The following is a 20,963-nucleotide window of genomic DNA, read 5'->3' as shown; positions in this document are numbered from 1 at the left end:
TCGGGACGAATTATGGAAACGGATGGGGATAGGGGTTCAGGTCGCTGACGTTCAGCGGCTTTTTTGTATACCCGAGTTTCGCGGGTACGTTTAAAACACGGTCCAATCCTTTCAGGCGACTCAGATGATGGCCGAACGTCATGGGAATCATGCCAGGTATTATGACTTTGACACAATGAAGTCCGTTTCGTTTCAATTCCGGACTGGTTTGGTTCACGACAATAACTTCCATTTGAAGACGGCCGAATATGTTCAGGATATCCTTTAAATCGTCAAGCAAATCCGGCTGCTGGCGGGGCGGCGAGAATTCCTCGTCAAAGCGTCTTACGGCAGGTTGATCCAACAGGAACGACAGGCGTTCTTCTGTTTCCTTTAAGCCGTACAGCATCGAGTGGTCTTCCATTTGTTGGACGAGATAGGAATCGTGATACATACTGACGTATTTTTCCCGGTTCTGTTCGAGCTTTTCGTCCATGTTGAGCAGCATACCGGCAATCTCTTGTACCGCACCATTTACTGCCCTCAAAGGATCAATGTGGGCTCCGGCGGCACAGACGACGTTCATGCCTGTGGATTTTGTACTTTTGGCAATAGCCCAAACACTTGGGATGCCGTTCTCGGTTGTTGAGTTATACAGCCGGACTTCATAGCCAGCCACCGTGCGTAAGCGCTTGATCATGAGCTGGAATTCCTGATCATTGATTGATGCGGGATCAAGACACGGTAGAGGAAGCCGGCCGTACCATGTCATCAGGAAAGAATCACGCTCCACAATTTCAAAAATTCCGTAGAGGATGGCTTCCTCCAGACTGCCGCCAAGCGCACAGCCGTTAGAGGTTTCATAGACAAACCCTCCGCCGCATCCCAGGCTGTAGTAAGCAAAGGTCTCCGGTACCAATATCGGCCGTTCCTGTGTTAGCGAGTAGCCCCACACCCAATCAATCGATCGGTCAGGGGTGAGCGGCTGGAAAGGAAAATGGGGACGATTATATTGTTCCTCTGTATGAACGCCTACAGCTTTCGGGTTAAGGGCATGATCTGCCACCTCCGCATACGGAGCATAAATCGTTGTGCGTTTTCCTTTTGGCGCATAACCGCAGTATCTTTCGAGCCCCTCCAAGATGGCACCCTGTTCACTTTGAACAAAGGAATGGGTGCGTCCAGCGCATAATTCATTGCCCGTCAGCAAGGGCAGGTTCACTACCGTATCAGCGAACGGCGAAGTGAGGTCGTAGTGTTTTTGATTCAGAAGACCGGTTCGGTGGTCGATATAATTTCTGCCAAGTATCTTTTCCAGCTCTTCCAATGAGCGGCAGCGGAAGCTTTGGAGGGAGGCTTTAGGGCTGGGTTTTAAGTGAATCGTTGCTCTTTCTGCTGTATCCTCCGGCAGATTTCCGCATACCGGGCAATACGGATCAGGCAGAACGAGGTGGCTGGATAGCCGGAGCGTATTTAAGTGCAGAAGAAAGACATGTTCAAAGGTACGGCTTTTTTTCCCGGACAAGATCTGATGGACTTCCTCCTGTATAAGAAGGGAGGCATGTTTTAGACCGAGAGTGGAAGCCCAGGGATCATTTTCCGTTTGAGGATGGTCCATCATATATTCCTTCAGATGGAAATGTTCTCTCCGGTTTGAACCGGCCATAAAGCGGCGCTGGTCTGCGCACTCTGAGCAGCCCTCATGATCAGGCTCTACAAGGGGGCCGATGCAGGCTTCGCCAAAGGCAACAAAGCCCCGGAGCCAGGGAATGCCGGATGACCGAAAGACCTCTTCGGCTTTCCGGTGCTCCCCAGGTATCCAGGAATCGTGAAGCACCAGGGCGAGCGCTTGTTGATCCAAAACCGCTTCGCTCACTATAGCTGCCCTTGATAATGAGTACTGTCCGCACAGCTCCTCGTGTACCTGATCAGCCAACATTCCGCTGCCGATAATAACGATGGATTGGCTCATGTCTGTTCCACCCCGCTTAACACCACACCATAAATGTCTTTTGTATGTTCGGTGAAAAAGGATTCCGCTTGCAGCTCGTAAAATTGAGCCTTCTGGTTTAGCCGATTTAAAGCAGACAGAAAGGTTTCTTTCCATGTTTCTTCGTTAAAGGAAAACTCGGGCTGTTTCTCTTTATGGACGGTAACAGAGGAAGCGGTAACCCCATATGGGAAATGACAAATTTCCTTATCTTGAGCAGTTATCAAAGCCGTTTGCAATGCACGGCTTACCGCCATCTTTTGATTCAGTCCCACACTTCCATGCCAATTTTCGTCGCCCTTAACCCAAATCACCGGAAAACCGAGCACAGCTTCTCCAGAAAAGAGCTGAGGAGCAGGCTTGAGGGTTTTCAATGACTGCCATAAAAATTGGCACCGTTCATCTTCAAGGGAAGACAGGTTCAAAGGCGTTTCGCTGACACGGTAATCCTGCTTTTTCTGAAACACCTCGTGAAGAGCATTCTGCAGTGCCCTGCCCATGCCTTCCTCAGCCGTTTGGCCAATCCCCGCTCCCCAATAGAAGGAACGATTTTCACCAAAGAACTCATTTTCATAGTTGCTGATATATTGTTCGAGGCCAAACAGACCCGCTTCAAGGCGGGCTTCTTCATGGGTGAGACCTGAGCAAACGAGTTCGGGAAAGAGCTTGGATGGACCTTCTGAACTCGGGTCAGCAACTTGAACCTTACACTGTGATAGCGGGAGCTGAGATAAATCTGCTTCCTCCCAAACATGAAAGATACCCGCATCCGTGGACGTGATTTGGAGGAAAAGGGGATGCAGATTTGTTGGCTGATGGGCGCGGGTTTCAAGACATTCAGCCGGGTTTTCAATAGGCTGTGCAGATACACGGCCGTTGACCAAAGGATGGGGAAGAAACGGCTGCCAGGTTCCTTCAAGTGTTTCAAGGTTAAGCTGGTAAAAGGATGTATCCTTTCGACCTTCATACACCCCTGTGACTTCTTTAAACCACTCAAAAACGGCCACGTTTGCCAACAGGGCACAAGCGGTTTGGGAAGGGGAAGTTGGAGTTGCTTGCCCCCGACGCTGGTGAATGCGGCGAAACGCAGATTCCCAGGAAACTTCCGATTTAGCAGTGACGACAGGGCCGGCAAAAGCAAGGCCGTTTGAAATGGTAACCGGAAGAAAGGTTTTTCCCTGTTTCTTGCAAAGGGAGTGAAGGGTACGAAGCTCGGTTAGATCACTGCCATGGGAACTATAAAGAACAGAATCATAGGGTTTTAGCTCCTTGCTCCAATCTTTGTTCGATGACTGCATAAGAATAATATTTGACTCGGAATCTTTTTTGGCGGCCTCTTCTATTATTTCTCTCAAAAACGGCTGGAGAGATTGTTGAGATGCGGTAAGAATGATCGTAAAGCCCGGTTGACCGGATTGAATGAGAGATTGAACAAGAGAAGGAAGAAGTGAATCGGCTCCCAATACCGCGGCTTTTGTCTGACGGTAAACCTGGAACCGGTAGGCCCCTGAATTTCGGATTTGATCCAAATATTCAATTTGGGAAGCGTATTGACTAAGAACAGTGTCAGATAGCTGGTGAGGGGTGCTCTGGCTTACATCCCGGGCAAAGCCGTTTTCGTACAGAATGTGTGCAATTTTGTAGACCTGATCTTGAAAAGCCTCCGGCAGCCCATTTGTTATGGCTTGAAGTGTGCGTGTTCCGTCAAGCATCGGTGTCAATCTTTCCAGCCAGCGGTCGATAGTGCTGCCTTCCATTCGTAATGATTTTTCATTGTTCCGGACAGACACTCCCTGGTTCGAATCAGGAATGATAAACGTGTCCCTGTTCATTTTTAAGCACATTGAATCATTAACCTTTTGCATGATGGCCCTCCTTTTCAGAAAGCTCGACTATGACATCATTTAACTATATGGATCGCTGATTGTCCTTTATGTCTGTCTCCATAAAGAAAAGCCCTGCATTTTGAAAGGATGCAAGACTTTTCTTTGTGTCCCTGATTCTTTTACTTAACGGTGGCCGCCACAACCGCCGCAGCGTCCGCCGCAACCGCCGCAGCGCGCACAACCGCCGCAGCGCGCACAACCGCCGCAGCGGGCACAGCCAACGCATCCCACGCATCCCACGCATCCGCCGCATCCGCCACAGCCTCCGCATGGTCCGATACAGGACCCAACCACACAGACACCAACGACCACACACTGTCGCGCAGGATCATTCATGTCCTGATACTGCGGATAGTTCGGCTGAACATTGCTGACACTGACATCTTCCGTGTTTAATCCCTCAAGATTCCACTTGAATTCATCCAATACGATAACCTCCTTTGCCTAAAAGGTTGAACGAACAAAGACAACGCAAGGGACATCTGTCTTCCTGACAATTACCCTCACCATAAAGTATGGATTGTACTTGTACCAAGTTACGGTCAGGAGCGGAAACAAACACTTATGGGCTAAAGAATGATTGAAATTCTGTCTTTAATGATGGGGTTGTACATATAACGATTCATCAGGTGATAAAAGGGGGGATATTGTGGAGGTTAATATGGGAATCTTTCTCAGTGCTTTGGGGAGATTTCAATGATCTATCTCACCAACCTGTCATTGTAGATTGAAATAAAAAGGCAGCCAATCCAATAGGAGAGCTGCCTTCTTTATATTGATTTTTTAAAGCGGAGAAGGTGTAATTCCTTCTGGTATCGGACACTCATACGCTTGTCCGTCTGTTTGCCCGGCAAGTTCGTCCTTGGCCTGCTTCACTATCTCAGGGTCCTGCAAAATCTCCCATGCTGTGCCTGCCAGCACTTTCGCTGCCTGCAGCATGCCTTTGTGGGCAAGGGAGGTGGCACCTTGGCTGACGAGCTGCCAGGTATGTAGCGGTGTGCCAAAAACAAAGCAGGATCCGAAGAACTGAGCGGTCGGCACCGTCCAGCTGACATCGCCAACATCGGTGGAACCGAACATCAACTCCGTCGTTTCTTCAAACGGAAGGACGGTTCCCAGGAAGGTATTATTAACCGTCTTCAGCCGGCTATTAGGCGTGAGCTTGTTGATTTCCTGGATCGTATTTTGAATATCATCTGCGGTAATCTGTTGGTGAATTTCTTCTGCAAACTTCATCTCGTTCTGGTCATAGTCAGGAATTCCATAGATTTCAAGCTGTTTATGCATAATGCTTCCGAGTGAGGTGTTTGGCAAGTAATTGGAGCACGCTTTATCGAACCGGACATCGACCTCGGTTTCGGTCATGAGTGCTGCCCCTTTGGCAATGTTCAGCACCCGGTTGTAAATGCTCTTCACATCGCTCATTTGCGGCCCTCGGATGAGATAAAGCACCTCAGCTTCCGGCTGAACGACGTTCGGTGACAGTCCGCCCGTATTGGTGATGGCATAGTGGACGCGTGCTTCGGGAATGATATGCTCGCGCAAGTAATTGACACCAACGTTCATGAGCTCTACCGCATCGAGTGCGCTTCTTCCCAGGTGGGGAGAGTTGGCGGCATGGGATGCTCTTCCTTTGAACGTAAACGAAATCTGATAGTTTGCGAGAGACGAGAATGAAAAGATGCCACTGTAGGAGCCGGGGTGCCATGTGAGGGCACAATCGGCATCCTTAAACAGTCCTTCTCTTATCATAAAAGTTTTTCCGGATCCGCCTTCTTCACCTGGACAGCCAAAATATTTAATGGTTCCTTTTACTCCTTCAGCTTCCATCTGTTTTTTTAAAGTGATGGCAGCCGCAAGAGGTGCGGTGCCAAGAAGGTTATGGCCGCACCCGTGGCCGTTGCCGTTTGGGACCACAGGATCGGGTGAAGCTGTCCTTGCGTGCTGGCTTAACCCGGGGAGGGCGTCATATTCGCCCAGAAGAGCAATGACCGGTTTACCCTGTCCGTATGTAGCGATAAAGGCCGTTTCGATCCCACCAACGCCCCGCTCCACGCTAAATCCTTCTTTTTCAAGCGCACCGGCGAGAAGGTTATAGGATTGGTATTCTTCGAATCTTGTTTCTGCAAAATCCCAAAGGGTGTCGCTGAGGTTGATATACGCATCGCGGTTTTCTTCAATGAGCTTTTCAATTTGATAGACAGACTCCGCTGTTTCCATCGTTAACACCGCCTATTTAAGAGTAAATTTCTCAACATGTGACACGAGCTTTTCAAGGGAGGCAACTGCAATTTTCATGGCGGATTCATCAATATCGAATTTCTCGTGATGATGGCCAGCAGCGAGCGTTGTACCAAAGATCAGATACGTGGCATAGCCGCCGAGATCCTTGACTCGTTCCAGCATATAGGTCGCATCCTCGGAGCCCGAGCCAAACGGAGAATCGCTGATCACTGAGTCTACACCTTCGATATCCTTTACGGTTTCCTCCACATACACTTTTAGTTCAGGGCTGGAATCACTCGTCTTCGCTTCTCCGACAACATCTGTTTTGACTTCCACATCGTGCATGGAGGCCGCTCCGTAAATGATGTTCAGCGCTTGTTTGAGGATATACTGATTAATCTCGGTCGTTTCGCCCCGGGTTTCCACTTTTAAATGAGCCGAAGAAGGTATGATATTTCGTCCGGTTCCGGCTTCAAACACGCCAACGTTAATTCTGGACTGGCCGGCGCTGTGCCTGCTGATGCCATACAGATTAAGCACAGCGGTCGAGGCAGCGAGGAGCGCATTCTTTCCGTCTTCCGGATTGCTTCCGGCATGTGCGGCTTTCCCTGTAAAGTCCACATTAATTTTCGTGGTGGACAGGAATCCATTGGCTCCGCTCACAATCTGTCCGAGCGGAATGCCTACTCCGATATGGGAGGCGAAAAAGACGTCTACGTCATCAACGACACCTGCCGCTACCATGGATTTGGCCCCGCGGACGCCTTCTTCCGCTGGCTGAAAGATAAACTTTACTTTTCCGGTCAGTTCGTTCTTATTCTCGGATAAAAGCTTGGCCAGACCGAGACCGATGGAGGTATGAGCATCATGTCCACAGGCATGCATCATGTTGTGGTTTCGCGACTGAAAGCCTTCCTTCACCGGCACGTGTGAAGCATCTGACGACTCCTTCAAATCGAGCGCGTCCATATCAAAACGGAGGCCAACGGTAGGTCCGGGTTTGCCGGTGTCCAGGAGTCCGACCACTCCGGTAAAACCTCCGGATAAGTAAGGAAGCCACTTAGGATCAGCCCCCTGTGCCAGAGCGCGTCCTTCCTGTTCTTTTAAAAAGGATTCTGAAGGAACACCCATGCGGGACTCTTCATCCACCACTTCTTTTCCTGCTTTTACCTCATATCCCCACTCTTCAAGACGGGAAGCCACAAGCGAAGCTGTACGGAATTCCACCCATCCTGATTCAGCGTGCTGGTGGAAATCCCTGCGCCATTCTACAATTTCGGGATATAAATCATGAACAGTACTTGTTTTCGTTGTTGTCATTTAAAATCACTCTCCAGGATGTTCTAAGTTTTAATTAATGTACATGCCGACTCCAGGTCCAACCGGAATACCGAGAAGTCCAAAGGCAAGAAGCAGGATAATCCAAACGACTAGAAACACAATCGTATACGGAATCATTAACGACATCAGGGTGCCGATTCCCGCTTTTTTGTCATACTCATTCATGAACGTCAGCAGAATGGCAAAGTACGGATTTAGCGGTGTGACCATGTTTGTAGAAGACTCACCGATCCGGTAGGCCACCTGAATGAAGGCGGGATTGTAATTCAGCAGCATGAGCATCGGCATGAATACAGGAGCTTCAAGTGCCCACAAAGCTGATCCGCTGATGATGAACAGGCTGAGGAAAGCTGTTACGAGCACAAAGCCTATAACGACGGGCAGCCCGGTCAAGTTGATGGAGCTCAAGCCGTCTGCTGTATTAACCGCAATCCATGTGGCCAGGTTGCTCCAGTTAAAGTAGGCAATAAACTGGGCGATGGCAAACACGAGCACAATATAGCCGGCCATGTCCCGGATGGAATCGGTCATCAGTGCAGGCACATCGCCCGTTTTCTTGATTTTTTTCATCGTGACACCAAATGTGACACCAACGGTAATGAAAAAGAGCAGGATGATTGGAACAATTCCATCCAAAAACGGTGAAGGGATAATGGTTCCGCCTTCTCCTCTCAACGGGGAGTTCGGAATAAACAACACAAGAGCCACTAGCCCGATGTAAAGAATGGCAGCGAAGAATGCGTTGCGAAGCGCCTTGTTTTCAAGGGCATTGGACGTGAAATCGAGCTCCTTTTTTCCAGTTTCTCCGTCATAGGCACCAAGGCGGGGTTCAATAAATTTCTCTGTCATCAGGCCTCCAACAATCGTCAGAACAACAGTGGAAACGCTCATAAAGTACCAATTATCCACAGGAGAGACAGACGCATTTGCATCAATGGATTGGGCCACCTCTGTTGAAATGCCGGAAAGAAGCGCATCCGTTCCTGCGATTAAAATATTGGCGGTAAATCCAATTCCCGAACTGGCAAAACCAGCAGCGAGCCCTGCGATCGGGTTCCGGCCGATGGAGTAGAAGACCACGGCAGCCAGTGGAGGAATGATAACAAAGGCCGCATCGGATGCAATATTGCCCATGATACCGATGAAAAACACGGTATAAGTGATAACCGATTTGTGTGCTTTAATGATTGTCTTTGTGATTACGCTCTCGAACAATCCGACGCGCTGGGTCAGCCCAATTCCGAGCACCATCGCCAAAACAAGGCCGAGCGGCTTAAATCCGGTGAAGTTTTCGAGCATCGATGTGAGCATGAATTTCAAGCCTTCACCAGAAATCAGGCTTTTGACTTTCAATGTTTCCTTGGTGGCAGGATGTACAACAGATACATCAAACAAGCTGACAATTGCAGATAAAACAATCATGAATAATGCCAGGTACACAAAAAGCATAAAAGGATGGGGGAGACGGTTCCCAAGCCGTTCAATGGTATTCAAAAAACCAGAAATGCCCCTTGCACTTCTTTTTTGAACACTGGCTGATAGTTCTGCCATTTCAAAATCACCTTCTTTTGCAGTATTTTTCATTTACGGAAATTGTCCGTTAATATTCCGTTAACAAAGTATTCAGCATAGTCTGACAAAATCCTTCTTCTTTTTTAATAAAAATTTAAATCATGTTAAGATTCCTTACATACAAATGGAATATAGAATTTTAAAGGAGATTTAAAAATGAAAGAGAATTCATTTTATGGAGAATTTTAGTTGATATGGAAAATTTGTAGAGAGGTGAATTGCTCTGAAACTATTTAATTTTTTGTCAAAGAATGTACCGGTTTATACCGCATTTGATCAAAGCATGTATTTTAAGGTGGCTGAACGATTTCAAAGCGAAGGTTTACATTTCAAAGTGAAACGTGTGAACCAGGGCAGCTGGGCGCCAGGCTCTCACTTCAGTTCAAACGATTTTAATGGATCAACCTTCTATGAATTTTTTGTTAAACGTGGGGAAGAGCATATGGCCTATCACGCGCTGTCAAACTTATAAACGGAAGTATGGGAGAGTAGTTATGTTAAATGTAAAGCCGCTGGAAGAAAGAGATTATGAACTGATTAAAGCAGCAGAAGAAGTAATAGAAAAAATAAAAATATCGAAGTGAATTTTAAATGGATGAAAAGAATGCACTGACCGTTGAGCGGCTGTATTTTTTGCTGGCAAAAAATGAAAATGAGTGGTTCTGTGAGTAACGTACCCAAAACGGTGAGTAAGTGATCGATTTCCGTGAGTAACGTGTGCTTTTCGGTGAGTAAGCACCGGCAATTCGTGAGTAAACCCCCCAAAACCGTGAGTAACCTTCCTTAACATACCTCTTCCAAACGTAAAAGCCCTCCATGAAGGAGGGCTTTTACAGTTTCAGCTTATAGATTTTGCGCGGACGGCCACGATATCCGGACTGCTCTTCGCCTGTTACCTCAGCCAGGTTCAATTTTTCGAGTTCTGTTAATATGCGCCTTGCGTTTCGTTCGGTTCCTTTTAGCCATTGCGATACTTCCAGGGCGGTAACGGTCTTCTTTTTATAATGCTGGGCCAACGATTGGATTTTTCCGACTACCGCCGGACTGATGTTGGCGTTTTTTAACGTTTCCTTCCACTGGTCACCGAATGTGCGTCCGTTATAGGACACCTGTTCATTCGTTTGCAGGCTTTCGGTTACGGTTTTGTCCTCATTCACCTGGATGATCACCGGCTTGTCATACCGGCGGGCGAACCGAAAGGCGAGTCTCACGTTTTGCTCAGCCTCAAGCGCCGTTAAGCCATAGCCGAGGCCAATGTTGATCTGCAAATTGCTGTGAAGTTTGGTATCCTCGATCAGCTGGTGCAGCGAATTGTCTCCGAAGTGGAGGTCCATTTCGCCACGGGTGGTATAGATGTAAAAGTGATCGTCACCAATTTGTTGAAAAGAACCGTGGACCAGTTCCGCATAATGAAGCAGAATCCGTTGCAGCTCCAGCCCCTGTTGCCTTCGTTTGTACGTATAAAAGGATTCGTCGGAAGAGGACGGAGAATCAAACACGGTGATGCCGAGAATGGCCGTCTGGGCTTTTTTATACCACTGCGACAGACCGTACTCTTTTAAATACTGGAGCATGAGCCGGATAGATGGTATACCGGGCGTTACCCGGTAACAAGGGATACCAAGTGCTTTCAGCTCAAAATACACCTCTTGGATAAATGTAATGGCAACCTCGGTTTTTCCCTCTCTGTACAGCTGGACATGAAAATCAATCAGATTCTCTGGAGGAAGGTAGCCGGTATACGGAAGGGTATACAGCTGAAAAGTCGGAATGGTTTCGCCGATATCCTTGAGTTCATCATCCTGAATACTGTCGAGGCTCATGGTCGAAAAAATTTTGTTTTCTTTCACCTGGGCTTCGAGCAGGGTTTTATACAGGCTGATGCCGTTTACCGGTGCATAGCTGCCTTCTTTTTCTTCGATGATTCCTTTGGCCAGAGCATAGTGGTAAGGGGCCTGTCCGGAAAAAAACCACTGGTCCACCCGGTGTTTGTTTTCTTCGATCAAAGCTACCGTTTCCTCGAGCTTTTTATAAACAAATGGGAGGACATCAATAGTATCGAAATGTTCTGCTGCTTTTTTGACCAATTCTACTGAATCGGACGGACCGATCACGCCTAACTGAATTCTCATGATAAAACGTCCTTTTAGGAGCTTCTGGCCTTCTTTTTTCAAGGCCAGAAGCTCCTCATGTACTGGATAACTCTATTCTTATCATAAAACAGGAAGGGAATGGTTTTCAAATCTTCCATGGAGTTTTAGCACAACGATGAAAAGGGAAGGGGAGAAGTGGAAGAGTAAATGATCAGGAGGCGTTTTATTATATGTCAAAAACCATTTTTATTACAGGTGCCGGAAGCGGACTGGGAAGAGGGACAGCCATTGGACTCGCCCAAAACGGGCATAAAGTAATTGCAACGACGGAACTGACGTCCCAGCAAAGTGACCTCATGAAGGAAGTGCGTGAAAAGAATCTCGATATTGAGGTCTTTAAGCTTGATATCACCAATGAGCGGGACCGCGAGCAAATCAAGGAGCATGATTTTGATATCTTTGTGGCCAATGCGGCGATCAATGAAGGCGGTCCGTTGTCGGAAGTTCCGTTGGATCGTTTCCGCGCGCTGTTTGAAGTAAACGTATTTGCCACGCTTGAAACGGTACAGCTTGCCGCTGCGAAGCTGGTTGAAAAAGGGTTCGGGAAAATTGTGTTTATGAGTTCCATCGCAGGAATTGCGGCTACTCCTTACGTTGGTCCGTATACGGCAACAAAACATGCCATTGAAGGCATCGCACAGACCTTGCGGAAGGAATTGGAGGAGTTCGGTGTACAGGTGGCGACCATCAACCCTGGCCCATTTGCGACTGGTTTCAACGACCGGAGTGCAGAGGAGAAGTACAAGTGGTTCGAAAAAGGAAAGAATTTCACACGGATCGAGGATATGAAGAAACAAGAGGAAAGTTTAAAAGATCAGTACGATCCGGAAGACATGGTCCGCAAGATGGTGGAAATCATTCCATTGGAGCACCACCCGTTCCGTACCGCCTATCCGGAGGAAACAGAAAAGAAAATGAAAGACTCCGAAAAGGAACATTGGGAACTGGAAATTTAAGAGCCGACATCAAAAAGCACTCATACAACGAGTGCTTTTTATCTTTGACAAAACCCATCCATTTACACAGATAGAAAGGTTCGCTAAACTTATAGACAGACAATTCAGCCAATACATACACATAAAAAGAAGGAGAGTTGTTCATGTTTTCACTAGAAGGTAAGGTTGCGGCGATTACTGGTGCAACCAGGGGAATTGGCCGCGAGATGGCACTTGCCCTGGCGGAAGCTGGTGCTGACGTTGCGCTTCTACAGCGCAACACCGCCGATGAGACGGTAAAAAAAGAGATCGAAGCTCTTGGGCAGCGTGCGAAGATTGTACATTGCAACCTAGAGGAGCAGACCCATGTTCGGGATGCCATCCCGACCGTGGTAAGTGAGCTTGGCAAGATCGATATTCTGGTGAACAATGCCGGTATCCAGCGCAGGTCTCCCTCGGTATCATTCTCGGAAACCGACTGGGATGATGTCATCAATGTCAATTTAAAGTGTGTCTGGCTGTTATGCCAGGAAGCAGGAAAGTTCATGGTCCCGCAGCAGTCAGGAAAAATTATCAATATGGCTTCCCTCTTATCGTTTCAAGGCGGATTGACAGTCCCGGCGTATGCCGCAGCAAAAGGTGGCGTAGCTCAATTGACAAAAGCCCTGTCCAATGAATGGGCGAAGGACAATGTCAACGTGAATGCCATTGTTCCGGGATACATCGCTACGGATATGAACTCTGCGTTGATTGCGGATGAAACGAGAAACCGCCAGATTCTGGAACGGATTCCGGCTGGCCGGTGGGGATCAGCTGAAGATTTTAAGGGCACCGTTGTGTTTCTTGCATCGGATGCGTCCAATTATATTCATGGTCATTTGCTGGCGGTGGATGGAGGCTGGCTCGGCAGGTAAGAGAGCCAAAGTAAAAAGGCAGCGAGTCTGTTCGGAACAGAGCTGCTGCCTTTTTTGGATAAATAGAGGTGTGTATGTGCTGTGACTGTTAGTAGGATGCTTAAAGTACCATAAAAGGAACGGGTGCTTAGACTATTGCTGTGACTTTTTCTCACTTAAAAACTGTGTAAATTGCTCTTTTGTTATGTTGGAATTCATGGCTTCTTCTACAAGTTTCAACCATTCGGGATCTGTTAGTTCGTCTTTTGCTGAAGAATGAACGTGATTCACTTCTTGATGTGGTACTTTTAAAATCTTAAATGTTTTATACATTATACACACTCCTTATCTAACTAAATAGTAATTTATTTGTAAACCTAAAGAAGAGTGGCAATTTGCAACAATAGTATTTAGGTTTTATAAGTTTCGTTTGATACTGTCCGTTTTAAAACCGTCTTAAAAAATTAAATCGTATATTTCACAATGTGTATTGTTACAGGTTGAATTGTTAGAGAAAGGGAATAGATTAAGTGTTTTACATAACGAAGGGAGAGAATCAGAGTGAAAGGAAAGTACCGGTATTTTATCATCGGCATGATTGTATTTATGACCGTTGTAAACTACATTGACCGGGGGGCCATCTCCTATGCTCAAGAAGCGATCATCGGGGAATTCGGATTGAACCCGAAGACGTGGGGGCAAATTCTTGGGTATTTTGGCTACGGTTACATGTTTGGTGCCTTGTTCGGAGGTATGTTGGCGGACAAAAAGGGGCCGAAGTTTGTTTGGATTGTGGTCGGAATTGCCTGGTCACTTTTTGAAATGGGCACAGCTTTTGCCGGGGAAATCGGCCTTGCCTTGTTTGGCGGATCGGCTATTGCCGGTTTCGCTGTTTTCCGCATTCTTTTTGGCTTTGCAGAAGGACCGACGTTCTCAACCATTAACCGGACGATGGCCAACTGGGCGGCACCGAAAGAAAGAGGCTTTGCTGCTTCACTTGGGTTGCTCGGAACGCCACTTGGTGCTCTTTTGACAGCGCCTATTGCTGTTGCGCTATTATCGTTTACCAGCTGGAAAGTGATGTTTATTATTCTTGGTGTCATCGGATTGATTTGGATCTTTGCTTGGATGAAGGTGTTTACCGATCAGCCGGAGGACAACCCGAAGGTATCCAAGGAGGAACTGGCTGAAATCCGGAATGAAAAGCAGCTGTTAAGTTCAGAAAAACTTGTGGACGAAAAAGAGGAAGAGCAGGTACCATGGCATCACTTTTTCCGTAATCCGACGTTGATTATGAATGCGATCGGATACTTCGCGTTTCAGTATGTTAATTTCCTGATCTTAACCTGGACACCGAAATATTTGCAGGATACGTTTGACTTTAAACTTGCCTCCCTCTGGTATTTGGGAATGATTCCATGGGCAGGTGCGTGTGTTACCGTGCTGCTGGGCGGAAGAATTTCCGACGCTCTCCGAAAAAAAACAGGAAGTCTTCGCATTGCGCGCTCAGGTCTAGCGGTTGTGTCCCTGCTGTTAACGGCAATCTGTTTTATTCTTATTCCAACCGTAAATAGTGTGACCGCGGTTCTTACGCTTATGACAATCGGAAATGCGTTTAACTTTTTGCCAAACTCCGTGTATTGGACCGTCATCATTGATACGGAGCCGTCCAAGGCAGGTACGTTTGGCGGAGTCACTCACTTCTTCACCAATATTGCCACCATTGTGGCACCGACTTTGACCGGGGCTTTGGTGGCCATGAGCGGCTACGGAGCCATGTTTGTCGCGGCTGCCATCGCTTCAGCCGTGGGTATGGTCGCGATGATCTTTGTGAAACCGGGAACCTCCAAACGCAAGATTAAACCATCATCAACAGCCAGCCGGCCGTCTGTTTAAGGAGAGGGAATTGATGAATAAGAATACGGTCTTACATTTAAGTCTTTCGTCACTTTCTGAAGAAATCAAATTGAAAGAGATTTCCCCGGTAGAAGTTGTCCGTGAGTTATTGGCGAGAATTGAAGAGATCAACCCTGTAGTCAACGCCTTTATCACAGTCCTCCAAGAGCAGGCGGTAAAAGAAGCCCGGCAGGCAGAGGAGGAAATCATGGCAGGAAACTACCGGGGACCGCTTCATGGTATTCCAATTGGGCTGAAGGATCTGATCTACACAAAAGGCATCCGGACAACAATGGGTTCTAAAATCTATCAAAACTATATCCCGGACCGGGACGCAACAGTTGTACAGAAGCTGAAAAAGGCCGGAGCGATCATGATTGGCAAATGCAACACCCAGGAATTCGCCTACGGGCCCACAGGAGATGCTTCGTACTTTGGTCCGGCACGAAATCCGTACAATCCTTCAAAAATGACCGGAGGCTCGAGCAGTGGCTCGGGAGCAGCAGTGGCCTCTGGACTGTGTTTCGGAGCACTGGGAACGGATACGGGGGGATCCATCCGGATTCCTGCTTCAGCTACAGGAATTGTGGGGATGAAACCCACCTTTGGACGGATAAGCAAGGCGGGGGTTCATCCGCTTGGAAGGACGCTGGACCATGTAGGGCCGATGACCCGCAGCATCCGAGATAATGCCTTGCTGCTTGGCATGCTGGCCGGTTTTGACCATGAGGATCCGTTCTCCCATAACCTTGGGAACGAAGATTTTACGCGCTGTATCGGTGAGTCCATCTCGGGAAAAGTCATTGGTATTCCAACCAGCTTCTATTTTGACCGGGTGGATGAAGAAGTGAAGGACAAGGTAAAGAAAGCGATTCACGTGCTGGAAGACTTGGGTGCGGTCATACGTGATGTGGAGATTCCTGTATTATCAAAGGTTTCCTATGCTCAGCTCAAAACCCTTCAAAGTGAAGCCTATGCTATTCATGAAGAACTTGTTCTCTCCCGTCCACAGGATTACCAGGCGCAGGTCCTGGAGCGGTTGAAGCAAAGTGCTGAAGCTCTTGGTTTTGAATATGTAAAAGCCCAGGAAATCCGCCAGGAAGCAAGAGAGGCTTTCAACACCGTGTTTGAACGGATCGATGTGATTGCTGCGCCGACAGTTGCCATTCTGCCGCCGGATATAGGACAAACAGAGATCAGCATTGAGGGAAAGACGGAGCAGGTCCGTTCTGCGCTTTTGCGATTGACGGAACCAGCTTGTGTAACAGGTCTGCCCAGCTTGTCTGTCCCTTGCGGATTCTCTGACAGTGGACTTCCAATCGGCTTGCAGTTAATCGGCAAACCGTTTAGTGAGGCCCGGCTGTATCAAGTTGGAGCGGCCTTTGAGCAGGAAGCCGCTCTCTCAACACTGAAGTGGGACGTGCCGCCGCTCGTACAACAATCTTAGTTATTTAGTGAAGCATCTGAGGATTCAGGTGCTTTTTTTGTGTGCAAAAAAAACATCCCTCAATAACTGAAGGATGTCAAAGTATCGTCAGCCGATGATATGGAGGCAAAAATCCAAGTCCGCTTGCAGGTGGCTTTTCATCAGATCTGCGGCTTTTTCCCCGTTTCGTGCTTTAATGGCTTCGTAAATTTGTTCGTGTTCATCGATGAGATGAGGGCGCTGATTCAGAACAACGGTTTTGCGAAACAGATAAATCAGCGACTGCATACGGTCAATCGTATCAATCATGACAGCATTATTGCTGGCCCGTACGATAATTTCATGAAACCGCTCATTGGCGTCCATGATTTCTTCATTCGTTCCTTTTCTTCCGATCTCCACACATTCATACAGTGCCTGTAAATCCTGTTCACGGAGAAAGGAGGCTGCACATTGAGCAGCATACCCTTCGAGCAGGATCCGCATTTGAAAGTTATTCCGCAGATCCTTTTCCGTCGGTTTGACCACCCGTTTATTGATAATGAGCCCTTCGTATTCCAGCTTCCGAATGGATTCTCTGATAGGTGTCCGGCTGAAGCCCAGTTCGGAGGCTATTTTTTCTTCCACGATCTTAGTGCCCCCTGGGAGTTCGCCATTTAAAATCCTGTCCCGGAGGACAGCGTAGGATTGATGGGTGGCAGAGCGTGAACGATCATTTTCCAACACAATTTTCACCTCAAGTTCCTTCAACAGTCTATCTACATCTTACCAAAACCATGGAGAAAAAAATATAACCGTTCCTTGTTCAGACGAATATTTTGTATACTAATTTATTAAAAATGTATACAAAAATTAAAAAACCGTGTACAATGTCAACTGTAAGCATCACTGAAAGCGATTGCATATCGATTTCACCAAACTCAAGGAGGAATATCGATGGAACACAAGGTTGGTTTTATTGGACTAGGAATCATGGGTAAGCCCATGTCATTAAATTTGATAAATGCAGGATTTTCATTAACGGTTTTTGATTTGAATCAGGAAAGTGTAAACGCTGTCGCTGATGCAGGAGCAACACCCGCCGGCTCTCCAAAGGAAGTAGCGGAACAAAGCGATGTCATCATTACGATGCTTCCGGCATCCAAGCACGTACAGCAAGTCGTATTGAGAGAGAACGGAATTTTGGAGGGGGCCAAAGAAGGCTCCGTCATTATCGATATGAGTTCCATAACACCTGACGTATCCCGCGAGCTGGCAGAGCAGGCAGCAAAGCAAGGCGTTGAGATGCTTGATGCGCCTGTAAGCGGTGGAGAGCCAAAAGCAATCGACGGAACGCTTGCCATTATGGTTGGCGGGAAAGAGGAAGTTTTTGAAAGCGTTCTTTCTGTTTTATACGGAATGGGTAAAGACGTCACGCTGGTGGGCGGAAATGGCTGCGGGGTTACTGCAAAACTGGCCAATCAAATTATTGTAAACCTTAACATTGCGGCTATGTCGGAAGCGCTGGTGCTGGCTGCTAAAGCAGGAATTGATGTGGAGAAAATGTACAAGGCGATCCGGGGAGGACTTGCTGGAAGTGCGGTGCTTGATGCGAAAGTGCCGATGATTCTTGATCGAAACTTCGTTGCCGGAGGCAGCATTGCCATCAACATGAAGGATATTGGCAATGTGATGGATACGGCTCACGATATCGGGGTTCCACTCCCGCTGTCCAGCCAGCTTCTTGAAATCTTCCATACCTTAAAAGTGGATGGAAAAATCAATGACGACCATGGAAGCATTGTGAGGTATTATGAAAAACTTGCACAGGTCGAAGTAAAGAGGGGGATTAACCATGACGAAAAATCAGAGAGTCTCCGCTGATCTTCTCGAAAATCTTCCAACGCTTCTTAAAGATAAAGCAGATGCGCTTATACAGAAAGCTCTTGGGACATTCAATAAAAAAGTTATCGTGCTGGATGATGATCCAACAGGCGTTCAAACGGTGCATGACATTTCGGTATTCACAGACTGGTCTGTTGAGAGCATTACAAAAGGCTTTTTGGAAGAGCAGTCCATGTTCTTTATCCTGACGAACTCCAGAGGATTCACCGAAGAAGAAACAGCGAGGGAGCATATCAAAATCGCTGAAAATATTCTTGCGGTATCCAAGAAACTGAATAGGGATTTTCTAATCATCAGCCGTGGTGATTCCACGCTCAGAGGACATTATCCGCTGGAAACGACTGTGCTTAAGGAAACGATCGAATCCGCTTCCGAAAAGAAGATTGATGGAGAAGTGATTCTGCCGTTCTTTAAAGAAGGTGGACGTTTCACCGTAAATAATATCCACTACGTTCAGGATGGCAGTGAGCTTGTGCCGGCAGGCGAAACCGAGTTCGCGAAGGATCGTACCTTTGGCTATACCAAGTCGGACCTGGGTGAATGGATCGAGGAAAAATCCAGCGGAGAATATAAAGCAGCCGACACGCTCTATCTTTCGATTGAAACGTTGCGTTCCATGGACGTTGACGGGATTGCCAGCCAGTTGATGGAGGTTAAAGATTTCAACAAAGTCGTCGTGAATGCTGTGGATGAGGGGGATGTAAAAATTTTTACAGCCGCGCTCATTCAAGCGATCAATGCAGGAAAGAACTTTTTGTTCCGGAGTGCAGCAGCGCTGCCAAAAGTCATTGGCGGTGTACAGGATAAGGCATTGCTTACAAGAAACGAAATGATCCAGGAAGAAACTGGACATGGCGGACTGATCATCATCGGCTCCCACGTAAAGAAAACCACAGAACAACTGGAATGGTTGAAAGAAATAAAGGAAATCGAATTTATTGAATTCAACAGCCATCTCGTTTTGGAGCCGGAACGCTTTAAGCAGGAAACCGACCGTGTAATTGAAACGACAGAATCACTCGTACGTTCGGGTAAAACGGTGGCGGTCTATACGAGCAGGGAGCGTCTCGATCTCGGCGAGAACAAAAAAGAGGAGGAACTGAAACTATCCGTCGCCATTTCCGATGCCGTTACAAGCATTGTAACAAGGCTTCAGGTCAAGCCGAATTTCCTTATCGCCAAAGGCGGAATCACTTCAAGTGATGTCGGGACAAAAGGCTTGAGCGTTAAACGGGCAACGGTGGCCGGACAGGTCCGGCCGGGAATCCCGGTTTGGCGAACAGGAGACGAAAGCAAGTATCCTGGAATGTCCTATGTGATTTTTCCGGGCAATGTTGGCACGAAAAGCGACTTAAAAGAAGTAACTGAAATGCTTATTCATCCTTAAGAATTGAGGGGATGCACGGCAGAAGAGTGGTGCATCCCCGACTACAGAAGAAAAGAGGTAGAAATCATGCCAATCGTATATATTTGCATAGGGATTGCCCTGTTGTTGCTGCTCATGGTGGTCTTTAAGTTAAACGCTTTCATCTCATTGATTATTGTTGGAGTGCTTGTCGGGATTATGGAAGGCATGACCCCGGCGGAAGCTATGACGTCAGTAACGAACGGTCTGGGCGGAACGCTTGGAAGCCTGGCTCTGGTCATCGGGTTTGGAGGCATGCTCGGTAAGTTGATGGCAGACTCGGGCGGTGCCCAGCGAATCGCTACCACATTGATCCGGGTATTTGGCAGAAACCGGGTTCAGTTTGCTGCTGTTCTTACTGCTGTCATTGTTGGAATCGCTTTATTTTTTGAAACAGGCGTGGTTGTCCTTATTCCGCTCGTGTTTGTTATTGCAGCGGAAGCGAGTGTGCCTATTCTCTATATCGGGATGCCGGTCATTGCGGCGCTCATTACGATGCACGGATTTGTTCCACCGCATCCGGGGCCAACGGCGGTTGCCGGAATCTTTCATGCCAATCTGGGTCTGACCCTTCTATACGGAATTATCATCGCAGTTCCGGCCGTTATTTTGAGCGGGCCGATGTACACCAGGCTCTTTAAGAAAGAAGATCTGGAAGTTGAAATTCCAAAAGGACTGTTTACACCAAAGCATTTTGAAGAACATGAGATGCCTGGCTTTGGCATCAGTGTCTTTACGGCACTTATCCCTGTTATTCTGATCGCCTTCCAGGCGGTCGTGGAAATTGCCATGCCGCATTCTTCACTGGTCCCGATGGCCCAGTTCCTCGGAAATCCGGGGGTTGCACTTTTGATCGCGGTCATCGTCGCCATTTTCACATTTGGCTTGAACCGCGGAAAGAAGATGCCTGAGCTGATGAACTCGGTCTCCGAATCAGTTGCAAGCATTGCCATGATCTTGTTGATCATTGGCGGCGGGGGTGCCTTCAAGCAAGTGCTGATCGACAGCCATGTGGACAAATATGTGGCGAACCTAATGGAAGGTTCATCAATGTCACCATTGCTGCTGGCCTGGCTGATTGCCGCCATCCTCAGGGTCGTTCTGGGATCGGCAACGGTTGCCGGGATGACAGCCGCGGGAATTGCGGCACCATTAGTCGCTGCAACCCATGTCAGTCCGGAGCTTATGGTTCTGGCTACAGGGGCAGGAAGCATGACCTTCTCCCACGTAAACGATGCCGGGTTCTGGATTTACAAAGAATTCTTTAACCTGTCAATCGGAAAAACCATCAAAACCTGGTCCGTGATGGTTACCATTGCATCACTTGTTGGTCTGGCAGGAGTATTGATTATTAACGCGCTGATCAGTTAAAAAAAC

16 protein-coding genes are annotated in these 20,963 nt (G+C 47.6%); 7 read left to right on the top strand and 9 right to left on the bottom strand.

What is annotated here, in order from left to right:
• Positions 1-10 precede the first annotated feature (10 nt).
• The 7 genes from AS030_RS19405 to AS030_RS19375 form a co-directional block, all read right to left on the bottom strand.
• Positions 11-1,951: a TOMM precursor leader peptide-binding protein gene (locus tag AS030_RS19405; RefSeq protein WP_061974763.1), complete on the bottom strand. Its 1,941-nt coding sequence runs from the start codon at positions 1,949-1,951 to the stop codon at positions 11-13.
• Complete coding sequence (locus tag AS030_RS19400; RefSeq protein WP_061974761.1) at positions 1,948-3,834, bottom strand: hypothetical protein; 1,887 nt, start codon at positions 3,832-3,834, stop codon at positions 1,948-1,950. Before AS030_RS19400 ends, AS030_RS19405 begins: the two co-directional genes overlap by 4 nt.
• 144 nt (positions 3,835-3,978) lie before the next feature.
• Positions 3,979-4,281, bottom strand: a complete 303-nt coding sequence (locus AS030_RS23200) for a heterocycloanthracin/sonorensin family bacteriocin (RefSeq protein ID WP_082635902.1) — start codon at positions 4,279-4,281, stop codon at positions 3,979-3,981.
• Between the two features lie 357 nt (positions 4,282-4,638).
• Entirely contained in the window at positions 4,639-6,075 is a 1,437-nt protein-coding gene (locus AS030_RS19395) for a M20 family metallopeptidase (protein WP_061974759.1), read from the bottom strand.
• Between the two features lie 12 nt (positions 6,076-6,087).
• On the bottom strand, positions 6,088-7,401 hold the full coding sequence (locus AS030_RS19390; protein WP_061974757.1) for a M20 family metallo-hydrolase: 1,314 nt from the start codon (positions 7,399-7,401) through the stop codon (positions 6,088-6,090).
• Between the two features lie 30 nt (positions 7,402-7,431).
• Entirely contained in the window at positions 7,432-8,973 is a 1,542-nt protein-coding gene (locus AS030_RS19385) for an AbgT family transporter (protein ID WP_061974755.1), read from the bottom strand.
• An 851-nt stretch (positions 8,974-9,824) separates the two neighbouring features.
• Complete coding sequence (locus AS030_RS19375) at positions 9,825-11,126, bottom strand: helix-turn-helix domain-containing protein (protein ID WP_061975058.1); 1,302 nt, start codon at positions 11,124-11,126, stop codon at positions 9,825-9,827.
• Between the two features lie 191 nt (positions 11,127-11,317).
• Here AS030_RS19375 and AS030_RS19370 point away from each other — a divergent pair, with 191 nt between their 5' ends.
• Positions 11,318-12,103: an SDR family oxidoreductase gene (locus AS030_RS19370; protein WP_061974751.1), complete on the top strand. Its 786-nt coding sequence runs from the start codon at positions 11,318-11,320 to the stop codon at positions 12,101-12,103.
• Positions 12,104-12,246: 143 nt separating this feature from the next.
• On the top strand, positions 12,247-12,996 hold the full coding sequence (locus AS030_RS19365; protein WP_061974749.1) for an SDR family oxidoreductase: 750 nt from the start codon (positions 12,247-12,249) through the stop codon (positions 12,994-12,996).
• 132 nt (positions 12,997-13,128) lie between these two features.
• On the opposite strand, the gene AS030_RS19360 is transcribed toward AS030_RS19365, so the two are convergent.
• Positions 13,129-13,308, bottom strand: coding sequence for an anti-repressor SinI family protein (locus AS030_RS19360; protein WP_061974747.1), 180 nt, complete (start codon positions 13,306-13,308; stop codon positions 13,129-13,131).
• A gap of 261 nt (positions 13,309-13,569) precedes the next feature.
• On the opposite strand from AS030_RS19360, the gene AS030_RS19355 reads away from it, so the two are divergent.
• Together AS030_RS19355 and AS030_RS19350 are read left to right on the top strand one after the other, a co-directional pair.
• Positions 13,570-14,871, top strand: a complete 1,302-nt coding sequence (locus AS030_RS19355) for an MFS transporter (protein ID WP_061975056.1) — start codon at positions 13,570-13,572, stop codon at positions 14,869-14,871.
• Positions 14,872-14,884: 13 nt separating this feature from the next.
• Positions 14,885-16,318 (top strand): Asp-tRNA(Asn)/Glu-tRNA(Gln) amidotransferase GatCAB subunit A, encoded by a 1,434-nt coding sequence (locus tag AS030_RS19350; protein WP_061974745.1) that lies wholly within the window; start codon positions 14,885-14,887, stop codon positions 16,316-16,318.
• An 87-nt stretch (positions 16,319-16,405) separates the two neighbouring features.
• Here AS030_RS19350 and AS030_RS19345 read toward each other — a convergent pair whose 3' ends face one another.
• Positions 16,406-17,023 carry a GntR family transcriptional regulator gene (locus AS030_RS19345; protein ID WP_061975054.1) on the bottom strand — a complete coding sequence of 206 codons (618 nt, stop codon included), beginning with the start codon at positions 17,021-17,023 and terminating at the stop codon, positions 16,406-16,408.
• A 210-nt stretch (positions 17,024-17,233) separates the two neighbouring features.
• Here AS030_RS19345 and garR point away from each other — a divergent pair, with 210 nt between their 5' ends.
• The 3 genes from garR (at position 17,234) to AS030_RS19330 (ending at position 20,957) form a co-directional block, all read left to right on the top strand.
• Positions 17,234-18,160 carry a 2-hydroxy-3-oxopropionate reductase gene (gene garR, locus AS030_RS19340; protein WP_061974743.1) on the top strand — a complete coding sequence of 309 codons (927 nt, stop codon included), beginning with the start codon at positions 17,234-17,236 and terminating at the stop codon, positions 18,158-18,160.
• A complete protein-coding gene (locus tag AS030_RS19335) occupies positions 18,132-19,568 on the top strand; it encodes a four-carbon acid sugar kinase family protein (RefSeq protein ID WP_061974740.1) in 1,437 nt (478 codons plus the stop codon). Before garR ends, AS030_RS19335 begins: the two co-directional genes overlap by 29 nt.
• Positions 19,569-19,634: 66 nt before the next feature.
• Positions 19,635-20,957, top strand: a complete 1,323-nt coding sequence (locus AS030_RS19330) for a gluconate:H+ symporter (RefSeq protein ID WP_061974739.1) — start codon at positions 19,635-19,637, stop codon at positions 20,955-20,957.
• The last annotated feature ends 6 nt before the right edge of the window (positions 20,958-20,963 follow it).

It is taken from the genome of Fictibacillus enclensis (genome assembly GCF_001457035.1).
Taxonomy (GTDB): domain Bacteria; phylum Bacillota; class Bacilli; order Bacillales; family Fictibacillaceae; genus Fictibacillus_C; species Fictibacillus_C enclensis.
This window is presented reverse-complemented; position numbering and strand designations above follow the sequence as displayed.